Below are 23,225 nucleotides of genomic sequence, written 5' to 3' on the forward strand. Positions count from 1 at the left end.
TCATTGAAGAAGACGATAGAAGCAGCTTTAAGCTCCAAGCTGATAGCTCACGCTAACAGTTACAAGCTCGAAATTGGGTCTGTAGCTCAGTTGGTTAGAGCGCACCCCTGATAAGGGTGAGGTCGGCAGTTCGAATCTGCCCAGACCCACCAATTTTGTATGGGGCCATAGCTCAGCTGGGAGAGCGCCTGCCTTGCACGCAGGAGGTCAGCGGTTCGATCCCGCTTGGCTCCACCATAAACTTGCTTCTGCATCGTAAAGCTTAGAAATGAGCATTCCATCACATGATGGTGAATGTTGATTTCTGATCTTTTGATTAGATCGTTCTTTAAAAATTTGGGTATGTAATAGAAAGATAGACTGAATAACACTTTCACTGGTGTTTATTCAGGCTAAGGTAAAATTTGTGAGTAATTGCAAGTTTTCGGCGAATGTCGTCTTCATAGTATAACCAGATTGCTTGGGGTTATATGGTCAAGTGAAGAAGCGCATACGGTGGATGCCTTGGCAGTCAGAGGCGATGAAAGACGTGGTAGCCTGCGAAAAGCTTCGGGGAGTCGGCAAACAGACTTTGATCCGGAGATGTCTGAATGGGGGAACCCAACCATCATAAGATGGTTATCTTGTACTGAATACATAGGTACAAGAAGCGAACCAGGGGAACTGAAACATCTAAGTACCCTGAGGAAAAGAAATCAACCGAGATTCCCTTAGTAGTGGCGAGCGAACGGGGACCAGCCCTTAAGCTGTATTGATGTTAGCGGAACGCTCTGGAAAGTGCGGCCATAGTGGGTGATAGCCCTGTACGCGAAAACATCTTTGCAGTGAAATCGAGTAGGACGGAGCACGAGAAACTTTGTCTGAATATGGGGGGACCATCCTCCAAGGCTAAATACTACTGACTGACCGATAGTGAACTAGTACCGTGAGGGAAAGGCGAAAAGAACCCCGGAGAGGGGAGTGAAATAGATCCTGAAACCGTATGCGTACAAGCAGTGGGAGCCCACTTTGTTGGGTGACTGCGTACCTTTTGTATAATGGGTCAGCGACTTATTTTCAGTGGCAAGCTTAACCGAATAGGGGAGGCGTAGCGAAAGCGAGTCTTAATAGGGCGTCTAGTCGCTGGGAATAGACCCGAAACCGGGCGATCTATCCATGGGCAGGTTGAAGGTTGGGTAACACTAACTGGAGGACCGAACCGACTACCGTTGAAAAGTTAGCGGATGACCTGTGGATCGGAGTGAAAGGCTAATCAAGCTCGGAGATAGCTGGTTCTCCTCGAAAGCTATTTAGGTAGCGCCTCATGTATCACTGTAGGGGGTAGAGCACTGTTTCGGCTAGGGGGTCATCCCGACTTACCAAACCGATGCAAACTCCGAATACCTACAAGTGCCGAGCATGGGAGACACACGGCGGGTGCTAACGTCCGTCGTGAAAAGGGAAACAACCCAGACCGTCAGCTAAGGTCCCAAAGTTATGGTTAAGTGGGAAACGATGTGGGAAGGCTTAGACAGCTAGGAGGTTGGCTTAGAAGCAGCCACCCTTTAAAGAAAGCGTAATAGCTCACTAGTCGAGTCGGCCTGCGCGGAAGATTTAACGGGGCTCAAACCATACACCGAAGCTACGGGTATCACGTAAGTGATGCGGTAGAGGAGCGTTCTGTAAGCCTGTGAAGGTGAGTTGAGAAGCTTGCTGGAGGTATCAGAAGTGCGAATGCTGACATGAGTAACGATAATGGGTGTGAAAAACACCCACGCCGAAAGACCAAGGTTTCCTGCGCAACGTTAATCGACGCAGGGTTAGTCGGTCCCTAAGGCGAGGCTGAAAAGCGTAGTCGATGGAAAACAGGTTAATATTCCTGTACTTCTGGTTATTGCGATGGAGGGACGGAGAAGGCTAGGCCAGCTTGGCGTTGGTTGTCCAAGTTTAAGGTGGTAGGCTGGAATCTTAGGTAAATCCGGGATTCTAAGGCCGAGAGCTGATGACGAGTGTTCTTTTAGAACACGAAGTGGTTGATGCCATGCTTCCAAGAAAAGCTTCTAAGCTTCAGGTAACCAGGAACCGTACCCCAAACCGACACAGGTGGTTGGGTAGAGAATACCAAGGCGCTTGAGAGAACTCGGGTGAAGGAACTAGGCAAAATGGCACCGTAACTTCGGGAGAAGGTGCGCCGGTGAGGGTCAAGCATTTACTGCGTAAGCCCATGCCGGTCGAAGATACCAGGCCGCTGCGACTGTTTATTAAAAACACAGCACTCTGCAAACACGAAAGTGGACGTATAGGGTGTGACGCCTGCCCGGTGCCGGAAGGTTAATTGATGGGGTTAGCTAACGCGAAGCTCTTGATCGAAGCCCCGGTAAACGGCGGCCGTAACTATAACGGTCCTAAGGTAGCGAAATTCCTTGTCGGGTAAGTTCCGACCTGCACGAATGGCGTAACGATGGCGGCGCTGTCTCCACCCGAGACTCAGTGAAATTGAAATCGCTGTGAAGATGCAGTGTATCCGCGGCTAGACGGAAAGACCCCGTGAACCTTTACTATAGCTTTGCACTGGACTTTGAATTTGCTTGTGTAGGATAGGTGGGAGGCTTTGAAGCGTGGACGCCAGTTCGCGTGGAGCCATCCTTGAAATACCACCCTGGCAACTTTGAGGTTCTAACTCAGGTCCGTTATCCGGATCGAGGACAGTGTATGGTGGGTAGTTTGACTGGGGCGGTCTCCTCCTAAAGAGTAACGGAGGAGTACGAAGGTGCGCTCAGACCGGTCGGAAATCGGTCGTAGAGTATAAAGGCAAAAGCGCGCTTGACTGCGAGACAGACACGTCGAGCAGGTACGAAAGTAGGTCTTAGTGATCCGGTGGTTCTGTATGGAAGGGCCATCGCTCAACGGATAAAAGGTACTCCGGGGATAACAGGCTGATACCGCCCAAGAGTTCATATCGACGGCGGTGTTTGGCACCTCGATGTCGGCTCATCACATCCTGGGGCTGAAGCCGGTCCCAAGGGTATGGCTGTTCGCCATTTAAAGTGGTACGCGAGCTGGGTTTAGAACGTCGTGAGACAGTTCGGTCCCTATCTGCCGTGGACGTTTGAGATTTGAGAGGGGCTGCTCCTAGTACGAGAGGACCGGAGTGGACGAACCTCTGGTGTTCCGGTTGTCACGCCAGTGGCATTGCCGGGTAGCTATGTTCGGGAAAGATAACCGCTGAAAGCATCTAAGCGGGAAACTTGCCTCAAGATGAGATCTCACTGGAACCTTGAGTTCCCTAAAGGGCCGTCGAAGACTACGACGTTGATAGGTTGGGTGTGTAAGCGCTGTGAGGCGTTGAGCTAACCAATACTAATTGCCCGTGAGGCTTGACCATATAACACCCAAGCAATTTGCGTCGAAAGGCCAGATTGCGGTGTGTGAAGACGATACAAACCGAAAGTTTGCACCTCACAAAACACCACTCTATTGCATACCCATTCGCTGGAACGTTGACCGCAAGGTAAACGCGCCGGCTACCGAATTTCTTGACGACCATAGAGCATTGGAACCACCTGATCCCATCCCGAACTCAGCAGTGAAACGATGCATCGCCGATGGTAGTGTGGGGTTTCCCCATGTGAGAGTAGGTCATCGTCAAGATTAAATTCCGAAATCCCTGTCTGCTCACGCAGACGGGGATTTTGTTTTTGTGCCTGAAAAAGAGCCTTCAGGTTATCTCTGCTGGACTCCCTCATCCTCAACTCCACACGCTTTCCGACTCCTATGCAATCCTTGAGCTCATCGTTATGATGCGTGCTTGATTGTGAGGCGATACTTGCATGCTGACGTTGTTGAAACTCCTTAAAGATGGTCGCTTCCACTCGGGGCAAGCCTTAGGTGCTCAATTGGGCATTAGTCGCAGTGCGGTATGGAAGCAGTTGCAAAAGCTGCAGGCAGAAATGAATCTGCCCATCCATAAGGTTCGTGGTCGGGGCTACAAATTAGCATCCCCTGTAGATCTTCTCGATCAAGAGGGAGTCTCGGAAAGCTGCTATCCAGTCCATATTTACGAAATAGTAGACTCAACCAATGCAGAGGCATTTCGTCAGATCAATAAAGGAGTTTCGGCGCCTTTTGTAATTTCGGCTGAGCAGCAAAGTGCCGGGCGAGGGCGTAGAGGACGGCATTGGATAAGTCCATTTGGGCAAAATGTTTACTACAGCTTAGTGTTGCGGGTCGATGGTGGTTTGCGCCAACTTGAAGCGTTAAGTCTTGTTGTCGGTCTAGCGGTATTGAATACGCTAAAGGGTTTTGACGTAATGACTGCGGGCCTGAAATGGCCAAACGATATATTGGTTTGTGACAAGAAAATTGCTGGGATATTGCTTGAGTTGGTAGGTGATCCAGCAGATGTTTGTCATGTGGTGGTGGGTATTGGTATCAATGTCAATATGACAACGGCTGCGGGTGTGGGGCAGCCTTGGACGTCGATGAGTCTGGAAACTGGCAAGATGTTTGCGCGTAATGAGGTTATAACTGCGCTGAGTATGCGGCTAAAGGAATATTTGAAATCTCACGCAATCACCGGTTTCTCTTCGTTTCATGATGAATGGGAAAAGAATCACGTGTGGCAAGGTCGAGAGGTTTCATTGATGGCTGGGCTGCACCAAGTAGATGGAGTTGTCATAGGTGTTGATCAGCAAGGGGCATTGCGTTTGAGGGTCAATAATGAGTTAAAAACATACAGTGGTGGCGAGCTGAGTTTGAGATTGCGCCATGATTCTTGAGCTCGATTGCGGAAATAGTTTCATCAAATGGCGAGTTCTGGATTCTGAAGGGCCGGTAAGTGGTGGAGTGGCGGATTCCCCAGAAGGATTGATCGTTGAAATTCTGGCTTGTCCAGAATTGAGTATCACGCGCTGCCGTATGGTGAGTGTGCGCAGTGATGTCGAAACATCGAATCTGGTTGCTGCAATTGCCTCTGAGTTTTCCGTTAAGGTCGACTGTGTTGCCCCTGCATCAATGCTTGCGGGTGTAACAAATGGTTATAAAGACTTTGAGCGTTTAGGGTTGGATCGATGGCTCGCGATGGTGGGTGGGTACAAATTGTCCGGAGGGCCGTGCTTGGTTCTCGATTTAGGAACGGCGGTTACTGCGGATTTTGTGGATTCTGATGGGCAGCATAAGGGCGGATTTATATGCCCAGGTCTGTCACTTATGCGCAATCAATTGCAAACTCACACACGACGTATCAGGTATGACGCTGCATCGGCGAAAGGTGCATTGCAGTGTTTGGAACCAGCTAATACGACAATTGAGGCCGTGGAACGTGGTTGCCTTCTAATGTTGCGAGGTTTTGTATCCGCCCAGGTTCAATTGGCACGCGAGTATTGGGGGGACGATTATAGGGTTTTCCTTACCGGTGGGGATGCAGATCTGGTTGCAGATGTGGTCGTTGATGCCAGGGTGATTAAAGATCTGGTGTTCGTTGGATTGGCGGTTGCCTGTCCATTTTCTTGAGGTGGCTATGCGTTGGCTGTTTCTATTGTTAATGGTGCTAAATATTTTTTATTTCATCTGGCATCACCAAGCAGCGCCTCTGAGGGTCAAGGAGGTGGCCTCTTTGTCTGCATATAAAGGGAGCAAGCAAGGAATACAGCTTATCAATGAGGTCGATGCAGCAAAGCTGTCAGTGGATGGTGAGTGCATATATCTGAGAGGCTCAGAGGCAGAAGGTGTGGACAAGGAGACACTCTTGAAGTTGATGGAGAAGGAATTGCAGGTTGAGCAGGTTGGGGATAGGGGGCTCTTTAGAGTCATTGGGCCCCCTACTGCGTTGAGAGGCGAGCAAAAATTATTGAATCTTATGAATGAATTCAAGTACTTAAGATTTGAAAAAAAACCATGTTAGGGGTTGCGGTAGGCGGTTCGTTTGCATAGAATGGCGCCCGCTCCGCAGTGATAATCAAACTTGGTTTTGTTGTGAAGTGAGTCAAAACGCTAAGCTTATGATTTTATTAAGAAAGTGGTTGACATAGGGTTGGGATGCTGTATAATCCCGCTCAGCTCAGGAGGGGTTCCCGAGCGGCCAAAGGGATCAGACTGTAAATCTGACGTCTACGACTTCGAAGGTTCGAATCCTTCCCCCTCCACCATATTTATGTAAGCCAGCATGATTTGCGGGTGTAGTTTAGTGGTAGAACCTCAGCCTTCCAAGCTGATGATGCGGGTTCGATTCCCGCCACCCGCTCCATACATGCTGGTTTAATGCGGTTTCGCTCTTGTAGCTCAGTTGGTAGAGCACACCCTTGGTAAGGGTGAGGTCAGCGGTTCAAATCCGCTCAAGAGCTCCATATTGCAAAGGCAGATATGAAAGTATCTGCCTTTGTTTTAACAGGCTAGAAAGCCTGTTCGGAGTGTTTGCTGGTTGTGTGTTGGTTGCATGGCTGCTCCGATTTGCAATTGCTGTTTTGGGTGGCTCGCATTCTGCTGCTCGTGCTGTCATTAGGTGCTTAGGTAGCTTTTTGGCAAAGGCAGTTGCATTGGTTGTTGAAAAGTCTCTCTCGAGTCTGCATAATTAGCGGCTCGATAATGTTATAGGTCAGTAGCTCAATTGGCAGAGCGACGGTCTCCAAAACCGTAGGTTGGGGGTTCGATTCCCTCCTGACCTGCCAGATTCGCTCAATGCGTCTGGCTTTCTTTTCACAGGATCCTTCTTTGATGACTCCCAAGGCTGAAGTTCAAGGCTCTCGCTTCGATCTCCTCAAGTGGCTGGCTGTGGTTGCCCTTGTGGTGGTTGGCGTTGTTGGGAATCAGTATTATTCTGGTTCGCCGATTCTGTATCGTGTCATTGCGCTTCTTGTTCTTGCTGCCGTCGCCGCCTATGTTGGGTTGCAGACAGCAAAAGGTAAGTCGTTCGCTGTCCTGGTAAAGGAAGCTCGCACTGAGATTCGTAAAGTCGTATGGCCAACCCGTCAAGAAACTACGCAGACCACTTTAATTGTTGTGGCTGTTGTTCTTGTTATGGCGTTGCTGTTGTGGGGGCTCGATTCCCTGCTCGGTTGGCTCGTTTCCTTGATTGTTGGCTAAGGGTGTCCCGTGGCTAAGCGTTGGTACGTTGTGCATGCTTATTCGGGTTACGAAAAGCATGTTATGCGCTCTTTGATTGAGCGCATCAAGCTGGCAGGCATGGAAGATGGCTTCGGCGAAATTCTGGTTCCCACTGAAGAAGTGGTTGAAATGCGTAATGGCCAGAAGCGCAAAAGTGAACGCAAATTCTTTCCAGGTTATGTCCTTGTCCAGATGGACATGAACGAAGGTACTTGGCATTTGGTCAAGGATACTCCTCGTGTCATGGGCTTTATTGGTGGCACTGCTGACAAGCCAGCACCGATCACTGATAAAGAGGCAGAATCCATTCTGCGTCGCGTTGCTGATGGCAGTGATAAGCCCAAGCCAAAGACTCTGTTTGAGCCGGGTGAGGTCGTTCGTGTTACTGACGGTCCTTTCGCTGATTTCAACGGCACAGTTGAAGAAGTTAACTACGAAAAGAGCCGCATCCAAGTCGCTGTGCTCATTTTCGGTCGCTCTACTCCGGTAGAGCTTGAATTCAGCCAGGTCGAAAAGGTCTAGCTGAATACGTATCCCAACCCCATGGCTTCGGCTGTGGGGTTTTGTCGTCACTGGGATAAACACGCAAGTAACCGGGGAGCCTTTATAGGCGTCTGAACCCGTAATTGGAGTGCCTCATGGCCAAGAAGATTACCGCTTACATCAAGCTGCAAGTAAAGGCCGCTCAGGCCAACCCAAGCCCACCTGTTGGTCCAGCTTTGGGTCAGCACGGCGTGAACATCATGGAGTTCTGCAAAGCTTTCAACGCCCGTACTCAGGGTATTGAGCCAGGCTTGCCGACCCCTGTGATCATCACCGTTTACAGCGACCGTAGCTTCACGTTCGAAACCAAATCGACTCCTGCTTCGGTTCTGCTGAAGAAAGCTGCCGGTTTGACTAGCGGTTCCGCTCGTCCAAACACCGTTAAGGTTGGCACCGTTACTCGTGCTCAGCTGGAAGAAATCGCGAAAACCAAAAACGCGGATCTGACTGCAGCTGATATGGAAGCAGCCGTGCGTACCATCGCCGGTTCTGCTCGTAGCATGGGCCTTAACGTGGAGGGTGTGTAATGGCTAAGCTGACTAAGCGTCAAAAGGCAATCGCCGGTAAAATTGAAGCTGGCAAGTCTTACAACTTTGTAGACGCTGCTGCTTTGCTGGCTGAGCTGTCGACTGTAAAATTCAGCGAGTCCTTTGATATCGCCGTAAACTTGGGCGTAGACCCGCGTAAATCTGACCAGGTTGTTCGTAGCGCAACTGTGTTGCCACACGGCACTGGCAAGACTGTACGCGTAGCTGTCTTTACTCAGGGCCCAGCTGCTGAAGCTGCTCTGGCTGCAGGTGCTGATCGCGTAGGTATGGACGATCTGGCTGCTGAAATGAAAGGCGGCGATCTGAACTATGACGTAGTTATTGCTTCTCCGGATGCAATGCGTGTTGTAGGTCAGTTGGGTCAAATCCTCGGTCCTCGTGGTCTGATGCCTAACCCTAAGGTTGGTACAGTAACTCCAGACGTAGCGACAGCAGTTAAAAATGCTAAAGCTGGTCAGGTTCGTTATCGCACTGACAAAAACGGTATCATCCACACTTCCGTTGGCAAGATCGGTTTTGACGCCGTTCAGCTGAAGGAAAACGTTGAGGCCCTGATCGCTGATCTGAAGCGTATCAAGCCAGCTTCTTCTAAAGGCATTTACGTCAAGCGCGTTACCCTGAGCACCACTATGGGCCCAGGCTTGGTCATCGACCAAGGTTCTCTGGACGCGTAAGACAAATCCGGTGCTTTAAATGCATTGGTTGAAAGATTGGGGTCCCTGCCTGGCGGGGGCTATCCAAGACCGTAGGCGACGCAAGTCTTAAACCTCAAGCCTACGCAGATGGTGCTCCCGGTTCCTTACCGAATCAGACACCAAAACGACATCCGGCTTCGGTTGGATGAAACGGTAACAAGCAGGAGTTAAACCCGTGGCAATTAAACTCGAAGACAAGAAGGCCATCGTCGCTGAAGTCAACGAGGCTGCCAAAGTTGCCCTGTCTGCTGTTGTGGCTGATGCCCGCGGCGTGACAGTTGGCGCTATGACCGGACTCCGTAAAGAGGCTCGTGAAGCTGGTGTTTACGTACGTGTTGTACGTAACACACTGCTGAAGCGCGCTGTTGCTGACACTGAATACAGTGTCCTCAACGACGTGTTCACTGGCCCGACCTTGATTGCATTCTCGAATGAACATCCTGGCGCTGCTGCCCGTTTGTTCAAAGAGTTCGCAAAAGGTCAGGATAAGTTCGAGATCAAGGCAGCTGCGTTCGAGGGCAAGTTCCTCGCAGCTAATCAGATCGACGTACTGGCAAGCCTGCCGACCCGTGACGAAGCAATTTCTCAGCTGATGAGCGTGATTCAAGGCGCAACCAGCAAATTGGCTCGTACACTGGCAGCACTTCGCGACCAGAAAGAAGCCGCTGCAGCTTAAAGCTAAGCGATTTCTTTCAGCGTTTATTGTTTATTTCGATGGCCACCTAGGCTGTCACCCCAATACAGGAATTTATAGTCATGTCTCTGACTAACGAGCAAATCATCGAAGCAATCGGCGAAAAATCCGTTCTGGAAATCGTTGAGCTGATCAAGGCAATGGAAGAGAAGTTCGGCGTTTCCGCTGCTGCTGCTTCTGCTGGTCCTGCTGCTGCCGCTGCTGTTGTTGAAGAGCAAACTGAATTCAACGTTATGCTGACTGAAGCTGGCGAGAAGAAAGTTAACGTGATCAAGGCTGTACGTGAGCTGACCGGTCTGGGCTTGAAAGAAGCCAAGGCAGTAGTTGACGGCGCTCCAGCTATGGTTCTGGAAGCTGTTGCTAAAGACGCAGCTGACAAAGCCAAGGCTACCTTGGAAGAAGCAGGCGCTAAAGTCGAGCTGAAGTAAGCATCGACCTTGCGTCTCCAGCCCAAGCGTTAAGCTGAGGCTGATGGCTGGTGGCTCTTGCCACCGGCCTTTTTCCGTTATTGGCTTCCGACTGGGTCGGTGCTTTTAACGTGCTGTAACCACCCTGTGCGGTGGAGCAAACCAAGGGGTTTGCACGATTTTCTGGCTGCTCCCGTCGGGAGGGGCCAAACAAGCAGGTGACCAAGCTGGGGAACGCTGATGGCTTACTCATATACTGAGAAAAAACGTATCCGCAAGGACTTTAGCAAGTTGCCGGACGTCATGGATGTGCCGTATCTCTTGGCAATCCAGCTGGATTCGTATCGTGAATTCTTGCAGGCGGGAGCGACTAAAGATCAGTTCCGCGACGTGGGCCTGCATGCGGCCTTCAAATCCGTTTTCCCGATCATCAGCTACTCCGGCAATGCTGCGCTGGAGTATGTGGGTTATCGTTTGGGTGAACCGGCATTTGATGTCAAAGAATGCGTGTTGCGCGGTGTAACTTACGCCGTACCTTTGCGGGTTAAAGTTCGCTTGATCATTTTCGACAAAGAATCGTCGAACAAAGCGATCAAGGACATCAAAGAGCAAGAAGTCTACATGGGCGAAATCCCATTGATGACTGAAAACGGTACCTTCGTTATTAACGGTACCGAGCGTGTAATTGTTTCCCAGCTGCACCGTTCCCCGGGCGTGTTCTTCGACCACGACCGCGGCAAGACGCACAGCTCCGGTAAGCTGCTGTATTCCGCGCGTATCATTCCTTACCGTGGTTCGTGGTTGGATTTCGAGTTCGACCCGAAAGACTGCGTATTCGTACGTATCGACCGTCGTCGCAAATTGCCTGCGTCCGTGCTTCTGCGCGCATTGGGTTACACCACTGAACAGGTGCTTGAAGCGTTCTACACCACGAACGTATTCCACGTTCAAGGTGAGAGCATCAGCCTGGAGCTGGTACCACAGCGCCTGCGCGGTGAAATCGCGGTCATCGATATTATGGATGACAAGGGCAAAGTGATTGTCGAGCAAGGCCGTCGTATTACTGCTCGCCATATCAACCAGCTGGAAAAAGCCGGTGTCAAAGAGCTCGTAATGCCTCTTGACTATGTCCTGGGTCGCACAACGGCCAAGGCAATCGTGCATCCGGCTACCGGCGAAATCATTGCTGAGTGCAACACAGAGCTGACCACTGAAATTCTGGCAAAAGTTGCCAAGAGTCAGGTTGTCCGTATCGAAACGTTGTACACCAACGACATCGACTGTGGTCCGTTCGTTTCTGACACGCTGAAAATTGATTCCACCAGCAACCAATTGGAAGCGCTGGTCGAAATCTATCGCATGATGCGTCCAGGCGAGCCGCCAACCAAAGACGCTGCCGAGACCCTGTTCAACAACCTGTTCTTCAGCCCTGAGCGTTATGACCTGTCTGCGGTCGGCCGAATGAAGTTCAACCGTCGTATCGGTCGTACCGAAATCGAAGGTTCGGGTGTGCTGTGCAAGGAAGACATCGTTGCAGTGTTGAAGACTCTGGTCGACATCCGTAACGGTAAAGGCATCGTCGATGACATCGACCACTTGGGTAACCGTCGTGTTCGCTGCGTGGGCGAGATGGCTGAAAACCAGTTCCGTGTTGGCCTGGTGCGTGTTGAGCGTGCAGTTAAAGAGCGTCTGTCGATGGCAGAAAGCGAAGGCCTGATGCCGCAAGACCTCATCAACGCCAAGCCAGTTGCTGCGGCGGTGAAAGAGTTCTTTGGCTCCAGCCAGCTTTCGCAGTTCATGGACCAAAACAACCCGCTTTCCGAAATCACCCACAAGCGCCGTGTCTCTGCACTGGGCCCGGGTGGTTTGACACGTGAGCGTGCTGGCTTTGAAGTTCGTGACGTACACCCGACTCACTACGGTCGTGTATGCCCGATTGAAACACCGGAAGGTCCGAACATCGGTCTGATCAACTCATTGGCTGCTTACGCCCGCACCAACCAGTATGGTTTCCTTGAGAGCCCGTACCGTGTTGTGAAAGAAGGCGTAGTAACCGACGAGATCGTGTTCCTGTCTGCCATTGAAGAAGCAGATCACGTTATTGCTCAGGCTTCGGCCACCATGAACGATCAGAAAGTCCTGATCGATGAGCTGGTAGCTGTTCGTCACTTGAACGAATTCACCGTTAAGGCGCCGGAAGACGTCACCTTGATGGACGTTTCGCCGAAGCAGGTAGTTTCGGTTGCTGCGTCGCTGATTCCGTTCCTCGAGCATGACGATGCCAACCGTGCATTGATGGGTTCGAACATGCAGCGTCAAGCTGTACCGACACTGCGTGCTGACAAGCCGCTGGTGGGTACGGGTATGGAGCGCAACGTAGCGCGAGACTCGGGGGTTTGTGTTGTAGCCCGTCGTGGTGGCGTTATTGACTCCGTGGATGCAAGTCGTATCGTTGTTCGCGTTGCAGATGATGAAGTTGAAACCGGTGAAGCCGGTGTCGACATCTACAACCTGACCAAGTACACGCGCTCCAACCAGAACACCTGCATCAACCAGCGTCCGCTGGTTCGCAAAGGTGATCGGGTCCAGCGTAGTGACATCATGGCCGACGGTCCGTCCACCGACATGGGTGAACTGGCTCTGGGTCAGAACATGCGTATTGCCTTCATGGCATGGAACGGCTTCAACTTCGAAGACTCCATCTGCCTGTCGGAACGTGTCGTTCAGGAAGACCGTTTCACCACGATCCACATTCAGGAACTGACCTGTGTGGCTCGTGACACCAAGCTTGGTCCAGAGGAAATCACTGCAGACATCCCGAACGTCGGTGAAGCTGCTCTGAATAAACTGGATGAGGCCGGTATCGTTTATGTGGGTGCTGAAGTCGGCCCGGGCGACATTCTGGTTGGTAAAGTGACACCGAAAGGTGAGACGCAGCTAACGCCAGAAGAGAAGCTGTTGCGCGCAATCTTCGGTGAAAAAGCCAGTGACGTAAAAGACACTTCTCTGCGTGTGCCGACCGGCACCAAAGGTACTGTCATTGACGTTCAGGTTTTCACCCGTGACGGCGTTGAGCGTGACGCTCGTGCACTCTCGATCGAAAAAACCCAGCTGGACGAAATCCGCAAGGATCTGAACGAAGAGTTCCGTATCGTTGAAGGTGCAACTTTCGAACGTCTGCGCTCTGCATTGGTGGGTAACATTGCCGAAGGCGGTGCTGGTCTCAAGAAAGGCCAGGAAATCACCAATGAGGTCCTGGATGGTCTTGAGCATGGTCAGTGGTTCAAGCTGCGCATGGCTGAAGATGCTCTGAACGAGCAACTTGAAAAGGCTCAGGCTTACATCATCGACCGTCGTCGTCTGCTGGATGACAAGTTCGAAGATAAGAAACGCAAGCTGCAGCAAGGCGATGACCTGGCTCCAGGCGTGTTGAAAATCGTCAAGGTTTACCTGGCAATTCGCCGTCGCATCCAGCCGGGTGACAAGATGGCTGGTCGTCACGGTAACAAAGGTGTGGTCTCCGTGATCATGCCGGTTGAAGACATGCCGTACGATGCCAATGGCACCCCGGTTGATGTTGTCCTCAACCCGTTGGGCGTACCATCGCGTATGAACGTTGGTCAGATTCTTGAAACTCACCTGGGCCTCGCAGCCAAAGGGTTGGGCGAGAAGATCAACCTCATGATCGAGGAGCAGCGCAAGGTTGCAGACCTGCGTAAGTTCCTGCATGAGATCTACAACGAAATTGGCGGTCGTCAAGAAAGCCTGGATGACTTCTCTGATCAGGAAATTCTTGATCTGGCGAAGAACCTTCGCGGCGGTGTTCCTATGGCTACCCCGGTATTTGACGGTGCCAAGGAAAGCGAAATCAAGGCCATGCTGCGCTTGGCAGATCTGCCCGACAGCGGCCAGATGCAGCTGACTGACGGTCGTACCGGCAACAAGTTTGAGCGTCCGGTTACCGTTGGCTACATGTACATGCTGAAACTGAACCACTTGGTAGACGACAAGATGCATGCTCGTTCTACCGGTTCTTACAGCCTGGTTACTCAACAGCCGTTGGGTGGTAAGGCGCAGTTCGGTGGTCAGCGTTTCGGGGAGATGGAGGTCTGGGCGCTGGAAGCCTATGGCGCGGCATACACTCTGCAAGAAATGCTCACAGTGAAGTCGGACGATGTGAACGGTCGTACCAAGATGTACAAAAACATCGTGGACGGCGATCACCGTATGGAGCCGGGCATGCCCGAGTCCTTCAACGTGTTGATCAAAGAAATTCGTTCCCTCGGCATCGATATCGATCTGGAAACCGAATAACACGTGACGCGAATCGAGAGCGGGGCTGTACTGCCCGCTCTCTGCTCCGCCAGGAGGAAAGGCCTTGAAAGACCTACTGAATTTGCTGAAAAACCAGGGTCAAGTCGAAGAGTTCGACGCCATCCGTATTGGATTGGCATCGCCTGAGATGATCCGTTCGTGGTCGTTCGGTGAAGTTAAAAAGCCGGAAACCATCAACTACCGTACGTTCAAGCCTGAGCGTGACGGCCTGTTCTGCGCCAAAATCTTTGGCCCGGTAAAGGATTACGAGTGCCTGTGCGGTAAGTACAAGCGCTTGAAGCACCGCGGTGTGATCTGTGAGAAGTGCGGCGTTGAAGTTGCGCTGGCCAAGGTCCGTCGTGAGCGCATGGCCCACATTGAACTGGCTTCGCCAGTAGCCCACATCTGGTTCCTGAAGTCGCTACCGTCCCGTATCGGCTTGCTGATGGACATGACCCTGCGTGATATCGAGCGCGTTCTCTATTTCGAGAGCTACGTCGTTATCGATCCGGGCATGACCACGCTGGAAAAAGGTCAGCTGCTGAACGATGAGCAGTATTTCGAAGCGCTGGAAGAGTTTGGTGACGATTTCGATGCCCGTATGGGTGCCGAAGCTGTTCGCGAACTGTTGCACGCTATCGATCTGGAGCATGAGATTGGTCGTCTGCGCGAAGAGATTCCGCAAACCAACTCTGAAACCAAGATTAAAAAACTGTCCAAGCGTCTGAAGTTGATGGAAGCCTTCCAAGGCTCCGGCAACTTGCCAGAGTGGATGGTTCTGACTGTTTTGCCAGTACTGCCGCCAGATCTGCGTCCTCTGGTTCCGTTGGATGGCGGTCGTTTTGCGACCTCCGACCTCAACGACCTGTATCGTCGCGTGATCAACCGTAACAACCGTTTGAAGCGCCTGCTTGATCTGTCCGCACCGGACATCATCGTGCGTAACGAAAAACGTATGTTGCAGGAAGCTGTCGATGCCCTGCTCGACAACGGTCGTCGCGGCCGTGCCATTACCGGTTCTAACAAGCGTCCTCTGAAATCCCTGGCTGACATGATCAAGGGTAAGCAAGGTCGTTTCCGTCAGAACTTGCTCGGTAAGCGCGTTGACTATTCGGGTCGTTCGGTAATTACCGTAGGTCCGACCTTGCGTCTGCACCAGTGCGGTCTGCCGAAGAAAATGGCCCTTGAGCTGTTCAAACCGTTCATTTTTGGCAAGCTTGAAATGCGTGGTCTCGCTACCACTATTAAAGCCGCCAAGAAAATGGTTGAGCGCGAGCTGCCTGAAGTTTGGGACGTTCTTGCCGAAGTCATTCGCGAACACCCGGTACTTCTTAACCGTGCGCCAACCTTGCACCGTTTGGGTATCCAGGCATTTGAACCAGTACTGATTGAAGGTAAGGCTATTCAGCTTCACCCTCTGGTTTGTGCTGCGTACAACGCCGACTTCGACGGCGACCAAATGGCCGTGCACGTACCGCTGACGCTGGAAGCCCAGCTGGAAGCGCGTGCCTTGATGATGTCGACCAACAACATTCTGTCGCCAGCCAACGGTGAGCCAATCATCGTTCCGTCGCAGGACGTTGTACTGGGTCTGTACTACATGACCCGCGAAGCGATCAACGCCAAGGGCGAAGGTCGTGTATTCGCCGACCTGCAGGAAGTTGACCGCGTGTTCCGCGCTGGCGAAGCTGCGCTGCACGCTAAGGTCAAGGTGCGGATCAACGAAACCGTCAATGATCGTGATGGCGGCAGCGTGACCAACACCCGTATCGTCGACACGACTGTCGGCCGTGCGTTGTTGTTCCAGGTTGTTCCAAAAGGTCTGTCTTACGACGTCGTCAACCTGCCAATGAAGAAAAAGGCAATCTCCAAACTGATCAACCAGTGCTACCGCGTGGTTGGCTTGAAAGAGACTGTGATCTTTGCTGACCAGTTGATGTACACAGGTTTTGCTTACTCGACTATTTCCGGCGTTTCCATCGGTGTTAACGACTTCGTTATCCCGGATGAAAAAGCCCGCATCATCGGTGCTGCTACCGATGAAGTGAAAGAAATCGAAAGTCAGTACGCCTCCGGCCTGGTGACTCAGGGCGAGAAGTACAACAAGGTAATCGACCTTTGGTCGAAAGCTAACGATGAAGTTTCCAAGGCGATGATGTCGAACCTCTCGAAAGAGAAGGTTATCGATCGTCACGGCAATGAAGTTGAGCAAGAGTCGTTCAACTCGATGTACATGATGGCTGACTCCGGTGCTCGTGGTTCTGCTGCGCAGATCCGTCAGTTGGCCGGTATGCGTGGTCTGATGGCCAAGCCGGACGGCTCGATCATCGAAACACCGATCACTGCGAACTTCCGTGAAGGTTTGAGCGTACTTCAGTACTTCATCTCGACTCACGGTGCTCGTAAGGGTCTCGCGGATACGGCCTTGAAAACGGCTAACTCCGGTTACCTGACTCGTCGTCTCGTGGACGTCGCACAAGACCTGGTTGTAACTGAAGTTGATTGCGGTACCGAGCACGGTCTGCTGATGACGCCGCACATTGAAGGCGGTGACGTTGTAGAGCCGTTGGGTGAGCGCGTATTGGGCCGAGTGATCGCCCGCGACGTATTCAAGCCGGGTACTGAGGAAGTTATCGTTCCTGCTGGCACTCTGGTTGACGAGAAATGGGTTGAGTTCATCGAGCTGAACAGCATCGACGAAGTTATCGTTCGCTCGCCAATCAGCTGCGAAACCCGTTTTGGTATCTGCGCCAAGTGCTACGGCCGCGATCTGGCCCGTGGTCACCAGGTGAACATTGGTGAAGCTGTCGGCGTAATCGCCGCTCAGTCGATCGGTGAGCCAGGTACACAGCTGACAATGCGTACGTTCCACATCGGTGGTGCGGCTAGCCGGACCTCGGCTGCTGACAGCGTTCAGGTGAAGAATGGCGGTACTGTCCGTCTGCACAACCTGAAGCACGTTGAGCGTGTAGATGGCTGCCTGGTCGCTGTTTCGCGTTCCGGTGAGCTGGCGATCGCTGATGACTTCGGTCGTGAGCGTGAGCGCTACAAGCTGCCGTACGGTGCTGTTATCTCGGTTAAAGAGGGTGACAAGGTCGATGCTGGCTCAATCGTAGCCAAGTGGGATCCGCACACTCACCCAATCGTTACCGAAATGAAAGGTACCGTGACCTACGTGGGCATGGAAGAAGGCATCACGATCAAGCGTCAGACTGACGAATTGACCGGTATGACCAACATTGAAGTGCTTGATGCCAAAGACCGTCCAGCTGCCGGTAAGGATATCCGTCCTGCTGTGAAGATGGTGGGTGTAGATGGCAAAGACTTGCTCTTGCCAGGTACTGACGTACCGGCACAGTACTTCTTGCCTGCAAACGCCTTGGTTGGTGTGGCGGATGGTGCGGAAATCGCGATCGGTGACGTTATCGCTCGTATTCCGCAAGAGACTTCGAAAACTCGAGACATCACCGGTGGTCTTCCGCGGGTTGCTGACTTGTTCGAAGCGCGCCGTCCAAAAGAAGCTTCGATTTTGGCTGAAGTCAGCGGCACAATCGCGTTCGGTAAAGAGACCAAGGGCAAGCGCCGTCTGGTCATTACCCCGAACGATGGTAGCGATCCGTATGAAGAGCTGATTCCGAAGTGGCGTCACCTGAACGTCTTCGAAGGCGAACAAGTGAACCGTGGCGAAGTTATCTCCGACGGTCCTAGCGATCCGCATGACATCCTGCGTCTGCTGGGTGTGAGTGCGCTGGCCAAGTACATCGTTAACGAGATTCAAGATGTTTACCGTCTGCAAGGCGTGAAAATCAACGATAAGCACATCGAGACCATCCTGCGTCAGATGCTGCGTAAAGTTGAAATTTCCGAGTCTGGCGACTCCTCCTTCATCAAGGGTGACCAGATGGAGTTGACGCAGGTGTTGACCGAGAACGAGCGTCTGAGCACTGAAGACAAGTTTGTCTCCAAGTTCACGCGTGTTCTGTTGGGAATCACCAAGGCATCGTTGTCGACTGAATCGTTCATCTCTGCGGCCTCTTTCCAAGAGACAACCCGCGTTCTGACCGAAGCAGCGGTAACGGGTAAGCGCGATTACCTGCGCGGCCTGAAAGAAAACGTTGTCGTGGGTCGTTTGATCCCGGCAGGTACTGGTTTGGCTTACCACAGCGAGCGCAAGCGCCGCCGTGATGCTGACAAGCCATTGCGCGTTAGCGCCAGTGAAGTGGAAGCTGCACTGACCGAAGCGCTGAACTCAAGCGGTAACTGAGTTCGGTACTAAATGAAGGAAGGGCCCTGGCTGTTCCGTTCATCGAATCGAGACCAATAGTCTAGGTTTGATGATGCGGAAGGTCGGGGCCTTGCCTTGACTGGGGGCAAGATCCTCTTTAGACTCTTGTACCCCTAAATTTGGCGGGAATTCGTTCCTGCCATTTTGCTTTTCTTGCAAGACAATAGCGTCGCAAGACAACAGTGGAGCTAGTAGATGGCAACTATCAACCAGCTGGTACGTCAGCCGCGTAAGCGTATCGTCGAGAAATCCGACGTGCCTGCGCTGCAAAACTGCCCGCAACGTCGTGGTGTATGCACTCGTGTGTATACAACTACGCCGAAAAAACCTAACTCGGCACTGCGTAAAGTATGCCGTGTGCGTCTGACCAACGGTTTCGAGGTTTCCTCGTACATCGGCGGTGAAGGCCACAACCTGCAAGAGCACAGCGTGGTACTGATTCGTGGCGGTCGTGTAAAAGACTTGCCAGGTGTTCGTTATCACACCGTTCGCGGTTCTTTGGATACTTCCGGCGTTAAAGGTCGTAACCAGGGTCGCTCGAAGTACGGTACCAAGAAGCCGAAGTAGTTTTCGGTAGCTGGTAAATAATGCAGATTTCTTTTTTTCTGAGTCGATAAGAGTAAGGTCGGACGTGCATCGTCAAGATGCAATGGTTCCGAGCTAACCTGAAGACCGTTTGAGGGCTTATCCATGCCAAGAAGACGCGTAGCAGCCAAGCGCGAAGTGCTTGACGATCCAAAATACGGAAGCCAAATCCTGGCCAAGTTCATGAACCACGTGATGGAAAGCGGCAAGAAAGCCGTTGCCGAGCGTATCGTTTATGGCGCGCTGGAGAAGGTTAAAGAGCGTAAGAACAGCGATCCCCTGGAACTCTTCGAGAAAGCACTCGACGCCATCGCTCCGCTGGTCGAAGTGAAGTCGCGCCGTGTAGGCGGTGCTACTTACCAGGTTCCGGTCGAAGTTCGTCCGTCCCGTCGTAACGCTCTGGCCATGCGCTGGTTGGTAGACTTCGCGCGCAAGCGTGGCGAAAAGTCTATGGCTTTGCGCTTGGCTGGCGAACTGTTGGACGCTGCTGAAGGCAAAGGTGCAGCAGTTAAGAAGCGTGAAGACGTGCACCGTATGGCTGAAGCTAACAAAGCTTTCTCGCACTACCGCTTCTAATTTCAGCGCTACTCACTTTGCGAGGGCTTTATGGCTCGTACTACACCGATTAACCGCTACCGTAACATTGGTATCTGTGCTCACGTGGACGCGGGTAAAACCACGACTACTGAGCGGGTACTTTTTTACACGGGCAAAAGTCACAAGATGGGCGAGGTGCATGACGGCGCCGCGACCACGGACTGGATGGTGCAGGAGCAGGAGCGTGGTATTACCATTACTTCTGCTGCGATCACTACCTTTTGGCAGGGTTCTGCCAAGCAGTACGACAACTACCGTTTCAATGTAATTGATACCCCGGGCCACGTTGACTTCACGATTGAAGTTGAACGTTCCCTGCGTGTACTCGATGGCGCGGTTGTTGTGTTCTGCGGCACCTCGGGTGTTGAGCCTCAGTCTGAAACCGTATGGCGTCAAGCCAACAAGTACGGGGTTCCGCGTCTTGTTTACGTAAACAAGATGGACCGTGCTGGTGCAGATTTCCTGCGCGTAGTAGGTCAGATCAAGAAGCGTCTGGGTCACACTCCGGTGCCTATCCAGTTGGCTATCGGTTCCGAAGACAACTTCCAGGGTCAGATCGATCTGATGACCATGGAAGCGGTTTACTGGAACGATGCTGACAAGGGCATGACGCCGCGTCGTGAAGCTATCCCTGCTGAAATGCAGGAATTGGCTGAAGAGTGGCGCAGCCAGATGGTTGAGGCTGCGGCCGAAGCCAGTGAAGAGCTGATGAACAAGTACCTCGAAGGTGAAGAGCTCACCGTCGCGGAAATCAAGGCGGCTCTGCGTCAGCGTACTATCGCTGGTGAGATCGTTCTGGCTGTTTGTGGTTCTTCCTTCAAGAACAAGGGTGTTCCCCTGGTTCTCGATGCTGTGATCGATTACCTGCCAGCGCCTACCGATATTCCAGCCATCAAGGGTTCTGATCCGGATGACGAAAATATCGAGATGGAGCGTCACGCGGATGATGCTGAACCGTTCTCGTCTTTGGCGTTCAAGATTGCGACTGACCCATTCGTGGGTACTTTGACCTTTGTCCGTGTTTATTCGGGCGTGTTGAACTCCGGTGACGGCGTGATCAACTCGGTTAAAGGCAAGAAAGAGCGTGTGGGTCGTATGGTGCAAATGCACGCAAACGCCCGTGAAGAGATCAAGGAAGTGCGCGCTGGTGACATCGCGGCCTTGATCGGCATGAAGGATGTCACCACTGGTGATACCCTGTGCGCCGCTGACAAGCCAATCATTCTGGTTCGTATGGAATTCCCGGAGCCGGTTATTTCGGTTGCCGTTGAACCTAAAACCAAGGATGACCAGGAAAAAATGGGTATCGCACTGGGCAAGCTTGCTCAGGAAGATCCATCTTTCCGTGTAAAAACTGATGAAGAGACTGGTCAGACGATCATCTCTGGCATGGGCGAATTGCACCTCGACATCCTGGTAGACCGGATGAAGCGTGAGTTCAACGTCGAAGCCAACATCGGTAAGCCTCAGGTTTCTTATCGTGAGCGCATCACGAAGAGCTGTGAGATCGAAGGCAAGTTCGTTCGTCAGTCCGGCGGTCGTGGTCAGTTTGGCCATTGCTGGATCCGTTTTGCACCTGCTGACGAAGGTCAGGAAGGTCTGCAGTTCGTGAACGAAGTGGTAGGTGGTGTGGTTCCTAAGGAATACATCCCGGCTATCCAGAAGGGTATCGAAGAGCAGATGAAGAACGGTGTTGTTGCCGGCTATCCGCTGATCGGCCTGAAGGCTACCGTGTTTGATGGTTCTTACCACGACGTCGACTCCAACGAGATGGCGTTTAAGGTGGCTGCTTCCATGGCGACCAAGCAACTGGCTACCAAAGGTGGTGGTGAGCTGCTTGAGCCGATCATGGCGGTAGAGGTTGTTACACCAGAAGACTATATGGGTGACGTGATGGGCGACTTGAATCGTCGTCGCGGCATGATTCAGGGTATGGAAGATACGGTTTCTGGCAAGGTTATCCGCGCTGAGGTTCCGTTGGGTGAAATGTTCGGTTATGCAACCGACGTTCGTTCCATGTCCCAGGGTCGCGCAAGCTACTCTATGGAATTCAAAAAATACGATACAGCGCCGTCGCACATCGTCGAAGCTGTTACTAAAAAACAAGGCTGATTTAGTTCAGTCCTTTAGGCAAGGAGTTAATTGTCGTGGCTAAAGAAAAATTTGATCGTTCCCTACCGCACGTCAACGTTGGCACTATCGGTCACGTTGACCATGGTAAAACCACTCTGACTGCAGCTCTGACTCGTGTTTGCTCCGAAGTTTTCGGTTCTGCTCGTGTTGACTTCGACAAGATCGACAGCGCGCCAGAAGAAAAAGCTCGTGGTATCACCATCAACACTGCTCACGTTGAGTACAACTCGACAATTCGTCACTACGCTCACGTTGACTGCCCAGGTCACGCTGACTACGTGAAGAACATGATCACTGGTGCTGCCCAGATGGACGGCGCGATCCTGGTTTGTTCGGCCGCTGATGGTCCGATGCCACAAACCCGTGAGCACATCCTGCTGTCCCGTCAGGTAGGCGTTCCGTACATCGTGGTTTTCCTGAACAAGGCTGACCTGGTAGACGACGCTGAGCTGCTGGAACTGGTTGAGATGGAAGTGCGCGATCTGCTGAGCACTTACGACTTCCCAGGTGACGACACTCCGATCATCATCGGTTCTGCTCGTATGGCTCTGGAAGGCAACGACGAAAACGAAATGGGCACCACTGCTGTTCGTAAGCTGGTTGAAACTCTGGACAGCTACATCCCAGAACCAGTTCGTCTGACCGACAAGCCGTTCCTGATGCCAATCGAAGACGTATTCTCGATCTCTGGTCGCGGTACTGTTGTGACTGGTCGTATCGAGCGCGGTATCGTTCGCGTTCAGGATCCGCTGGAAATCGTTGGTCTGCGTGACACGACTGTTACCACTTGCACCGGCGTTGAAATGTTCCGCAAGCTGCTTGACGAAGGTCGTGCAGGCGAGAACTGCGGCGTTCTGTTGCGTGGTACTAAGCGTGACGACGTTGAGCGTGGTCAGGTTCTGGTTAAGCCGGGTTCGGTTAAGCCGCACACCAAGTTCACTGCAGAAGTATATGTTCTGAGCAAGGAAGAAGGCGGCCGTCATACTCCGTTCTTCAAAGGCTACCGTCCACAGTTCTACTTCCGTACTACTGACGTGACTGGTAACTGCGAGCTGCCAGAAGGCGTTGAAATGGTAATGCCGGGTGATAACATTCAAATGACTGTTACCCTGATCAAAACCATCGCAATGGAAGATGGTCTGCGTTTCGCTATCCGTGAAGGCGGTCGTACCGTCGGCGCTGGCGTCGTAGCCAAAATCATCGAGTAATCGATGATTGCATGAAAAAGCCCCCGCCTAGCGGGGGCTTTTTTTATTGAGTTGACACCTACTGGGGTCGTCTATAGAATTGCGCCTCCTTTTAACGGGCGTATTGCGCTCGGTGGGAATAGCAATCTGGAGTCTG

The 23,225-nt window shown here is 52.2% G+C and carries 15 protein-coding genes, 6 tRNA genes and 2 rRNA genes; all 23 read left to right on the forward strand.

Going from position 1 to position 23,225, the window contains the following annotated elements:
- The first annotated feature begins 75 nt into the window (after positions 1 to 75).
- The 23 genes from IF654_RS03085 to tuf all read left to right on the forward strand — a co-directional run bounded on the left by IF654_RS03085 (position 76) and on the right by tuf (position 23,089).
- Positions 76 to 152, forward strand: a tRNA-Ile gene (locus tag IF654_RS03085).
- A 9-nt stretch (positions 153 to 161) separates the two neighbouring features.
- Positions 162 to 237, forward strand: a tRNA-Ala gene (locus tag IF654_RS03090).
- 235 nt (positions 238 to 472) lie between these two features.
- Positions 473 to 3,364, forward strand: a 23S ribosomal RNA gene (locus IF654_RS03095).
- A 150-nt stretch (positions 3,365 to 3,514) separates the two neighbouring features.
- Positions 3,515 to 3,630: ribosomal RNA gene (gene rrf / locus IF654_RS03100) — 5S ribosomal RNA — on the forward strand.
- A 179-nt stretch (positions 3,631 to 3,809) separates the two neighbouring features.
- Complete coding sequence (gene birA / locus IF654_RS03105) at positions 3,810 to 4,757, forward strand: bifunctional biotin--[acetyl-CoA-carboxylase] ligase/biotin operon repressor BirA (protein ID WP_047283161.1); 948 nt, start codon at positions 3,810 to 3,812, stop codon at positions 4,755 to 4,757.
- Positions 4,747 to 5,490, forward strand: coding sequence for a pantothenate kinase (locus IF654_RS03110; RefSeq protein WP_047283160.1), 744 nt, complete (start codon positions 4,747 to 4,749; stop codon positions 5,488 to 5,490). The genes birA and IF654_RS03110 overlap by 11 nt, the downstream gene beginning before the upstream one ends.
- A gap of 7 nt (positions 5,491 to 5,497) precedes the next feature.
- Positions 5,498 to 5,881 (forward strand): hypothetical protein, encoded by a 384-nt coding sequence (locus IF654_RS03115; RefSeq protein WP_047283159.1) that lies wholly within the window; start codon positions 5,498 to 5,500, stop codon positions 5,879 to 5,881.
- Between the two features lie 159 nt (positions 5,882 to 6,040).
- Positions 6,041 to 6,125: transfer RNA gene (locus IF654_RS03120), tRNA-Tyr, on the forward strand.
- 24 nt (positions 6,126 to 6,149) lie between these two features.
- Positions 6,150 to 6,223: transfer RNA gene (locus tag IF654_RS03125), tRNA-Gly, on the forward strand.
- Between the two features lie 24 nt (positions 6,224 to 6,247).
- Positions 6,248 to 6,323 (forward strand) — tRNA-Thr (locus tag IF654_RS03130).
- Positions 6,324 to 6,568: 245 nt separating this feature from the next.
- Positions 6,569 to 6,644 (forward strand) — tRNA-Trp (locus IF654_RS03135).
- A gap of 46 nt (positions 6,645 to 6,690) precedes the next feature.
- Positions 6,691 to 7,059 carry a preprotein translocase subunit SecE gene (secE, locus tag IF654_RS03140; protein ID WP_047277911.1) on the forward strand — a complete coding sequence of 123 codons (369 nt, stop codon included), beginning with the start codon at positions 6,691 to 6,693 and terminating at the stop codon, positions 7,057 to 7,059.
- Positions 7,060 to 7,068: 9 nt separating this feature from the next.
- On the forward strand, positions 7,069 to 7,602 hold the full coding sequence (gene nusG, locus IF654_RS03145) for a transcription termination/antitermination protein NusG (RefSeq protein ID WP_047277909.1): 534 nt from the start codon (positions 7,069 to 7,071) through the stop codon (positions 7,600 to 7,602).
- A 116-nt stretch (positions 7,603 to 7,718) separates the two neighbouring features.
- Entirely contained in the window at positions 7,719 to 8,150 is a 432-nt protein-coding gene (rplK, locus tag IF654_RS03150) for a 50S ribosomal protein L11 (RefSeq protein ID WP_008008888.1), read from the forward strand.
- Positions 8,150 to 8,845 (forward strand): 50S ribosomal protein L1, encoded by a 696-nt coding sequence (rplA, locus tag IF654_RS03155; protein WP_016779167.1) that lies wholly within the window; start codon positions 8,150 to 8,152, stop codon positions 8,843 to 8,845. Before rplK ends, rplA begins: the two co-directional genes overlap by 1 nt.
- Before the next feature lie 196 nt (positions 8,846 to 9,041).
- On the forward strand, positions 9,042 to 9,542 hold the full coding sequence (rplJ, locus tag IF654_RS03160; protein ID WP_003444392.1) for a 50S ribosomal protein L10: 501 nt from the start codon (positions 9,042 to 9,044) through the stop codon (positions 9,540 to 9,542).
- Between the two features lie 80 nt (positions 9,543 to 9,622).
- A complete protein-coding gene (rplL, locus tag IF654_RS03165) occupies positions 9,623 to 9,988 on the forward strand; it encodes a 50S ribosomal protein L7/L12 (RefSeq protein ID WP_047277905.1) in 366 nt (121 codons plus the stop codon).
- Positions 9,989 to 10,207: 219 nt separating this feature from the next.
- On the forward strand, positions 10,208 to 14,281 hold the full coding sequence (rpoB, locus tag IF654_RS03170) for a DNA-directed RNA polymerase subunit beta (protein ID WP_047277902.1): 4,074 nt from the start codon (positions 10,208 to 10,210) through the stop codon (positions 14,279 to 14,281).
- A 64-nt stretch (positions 14,282 to 14,345) separates the two neighbouring features.
- Complete coding sequence (gene rpoC, locus IF654_RS03175) at positions 14,346 to 18,545, forward strand: DNA-directed RNA polymerase subunit beta' (protein ID WP_047277900.1); 4,200 nt, start codon at positions 14,346 to 14,348, stop codon at positions 18,543 to 18,545.
- 216 nt (positions 18,546 to 18,761) lie between these two features.
- Positions 18,762 to 19,133 (forward strand): 30S ribosomal protein S12, encoded by a 372-nt coding sequence (gene rpsL / locus IF654_RS03180; RefSeq protein ID WP_002555494.1) that lies wholly within the window; start codon positions 18,762 to 18,764, stop codon positions 19,131 to 19,133.
- 123 nt (positions 19,134 to 19,256) lie between these two features.
- Complete coding sequence (gene rpsG / locus IF654_RS03185) at positions 19,257 to 19,727, forward strand: 30S ribosomal protein S7 (protein WP_016779172.1); 471 nt, start codon at positions 19,257 to 19,259, stop codon at positions 19,725 to 19,727.
- Positions 19,728 to 19,757: 30 nt separating this feature from the next.
- The gene (gene fusA, locus IF654_RS03190; protein WP_047277898.1) at positions 19,758 to 21,860 is read left to right on the forward strand and encodes an elongation factor G; all 2,103 of its coding nucleotides are present in this window, start codon (positions 19,758 to 19,760) and stop codon (positions 21,858 to 21,860) included.
- A gap of 35 nt (positions 21,861 to 21,895) precedes the next feature.
- Complete coding sequence (tuf, locus tag IF654_RS03195) at positions 21,896 to 23,089, forward strand: elongation factor Tu (protein ID WP_005791980.1); 1,194 nt, start codon at positions 21,896 to 21,898, stop codon at positions 23,087 to 23,089.
- Positions 23,090 to 23,225 lie beyond the last annotated feature (136 nt).

This window comes from Pseudomonas lundensis (assembly GCF_015377145.2).
GTDB classification, from domain to species: Bacteria; Pseudomonadota; Gammaproteobacteria; order Pseudomonadales; family Pseudomonadaceae; genus Aquipseudomonas; species Aquipseudomonas lundensis.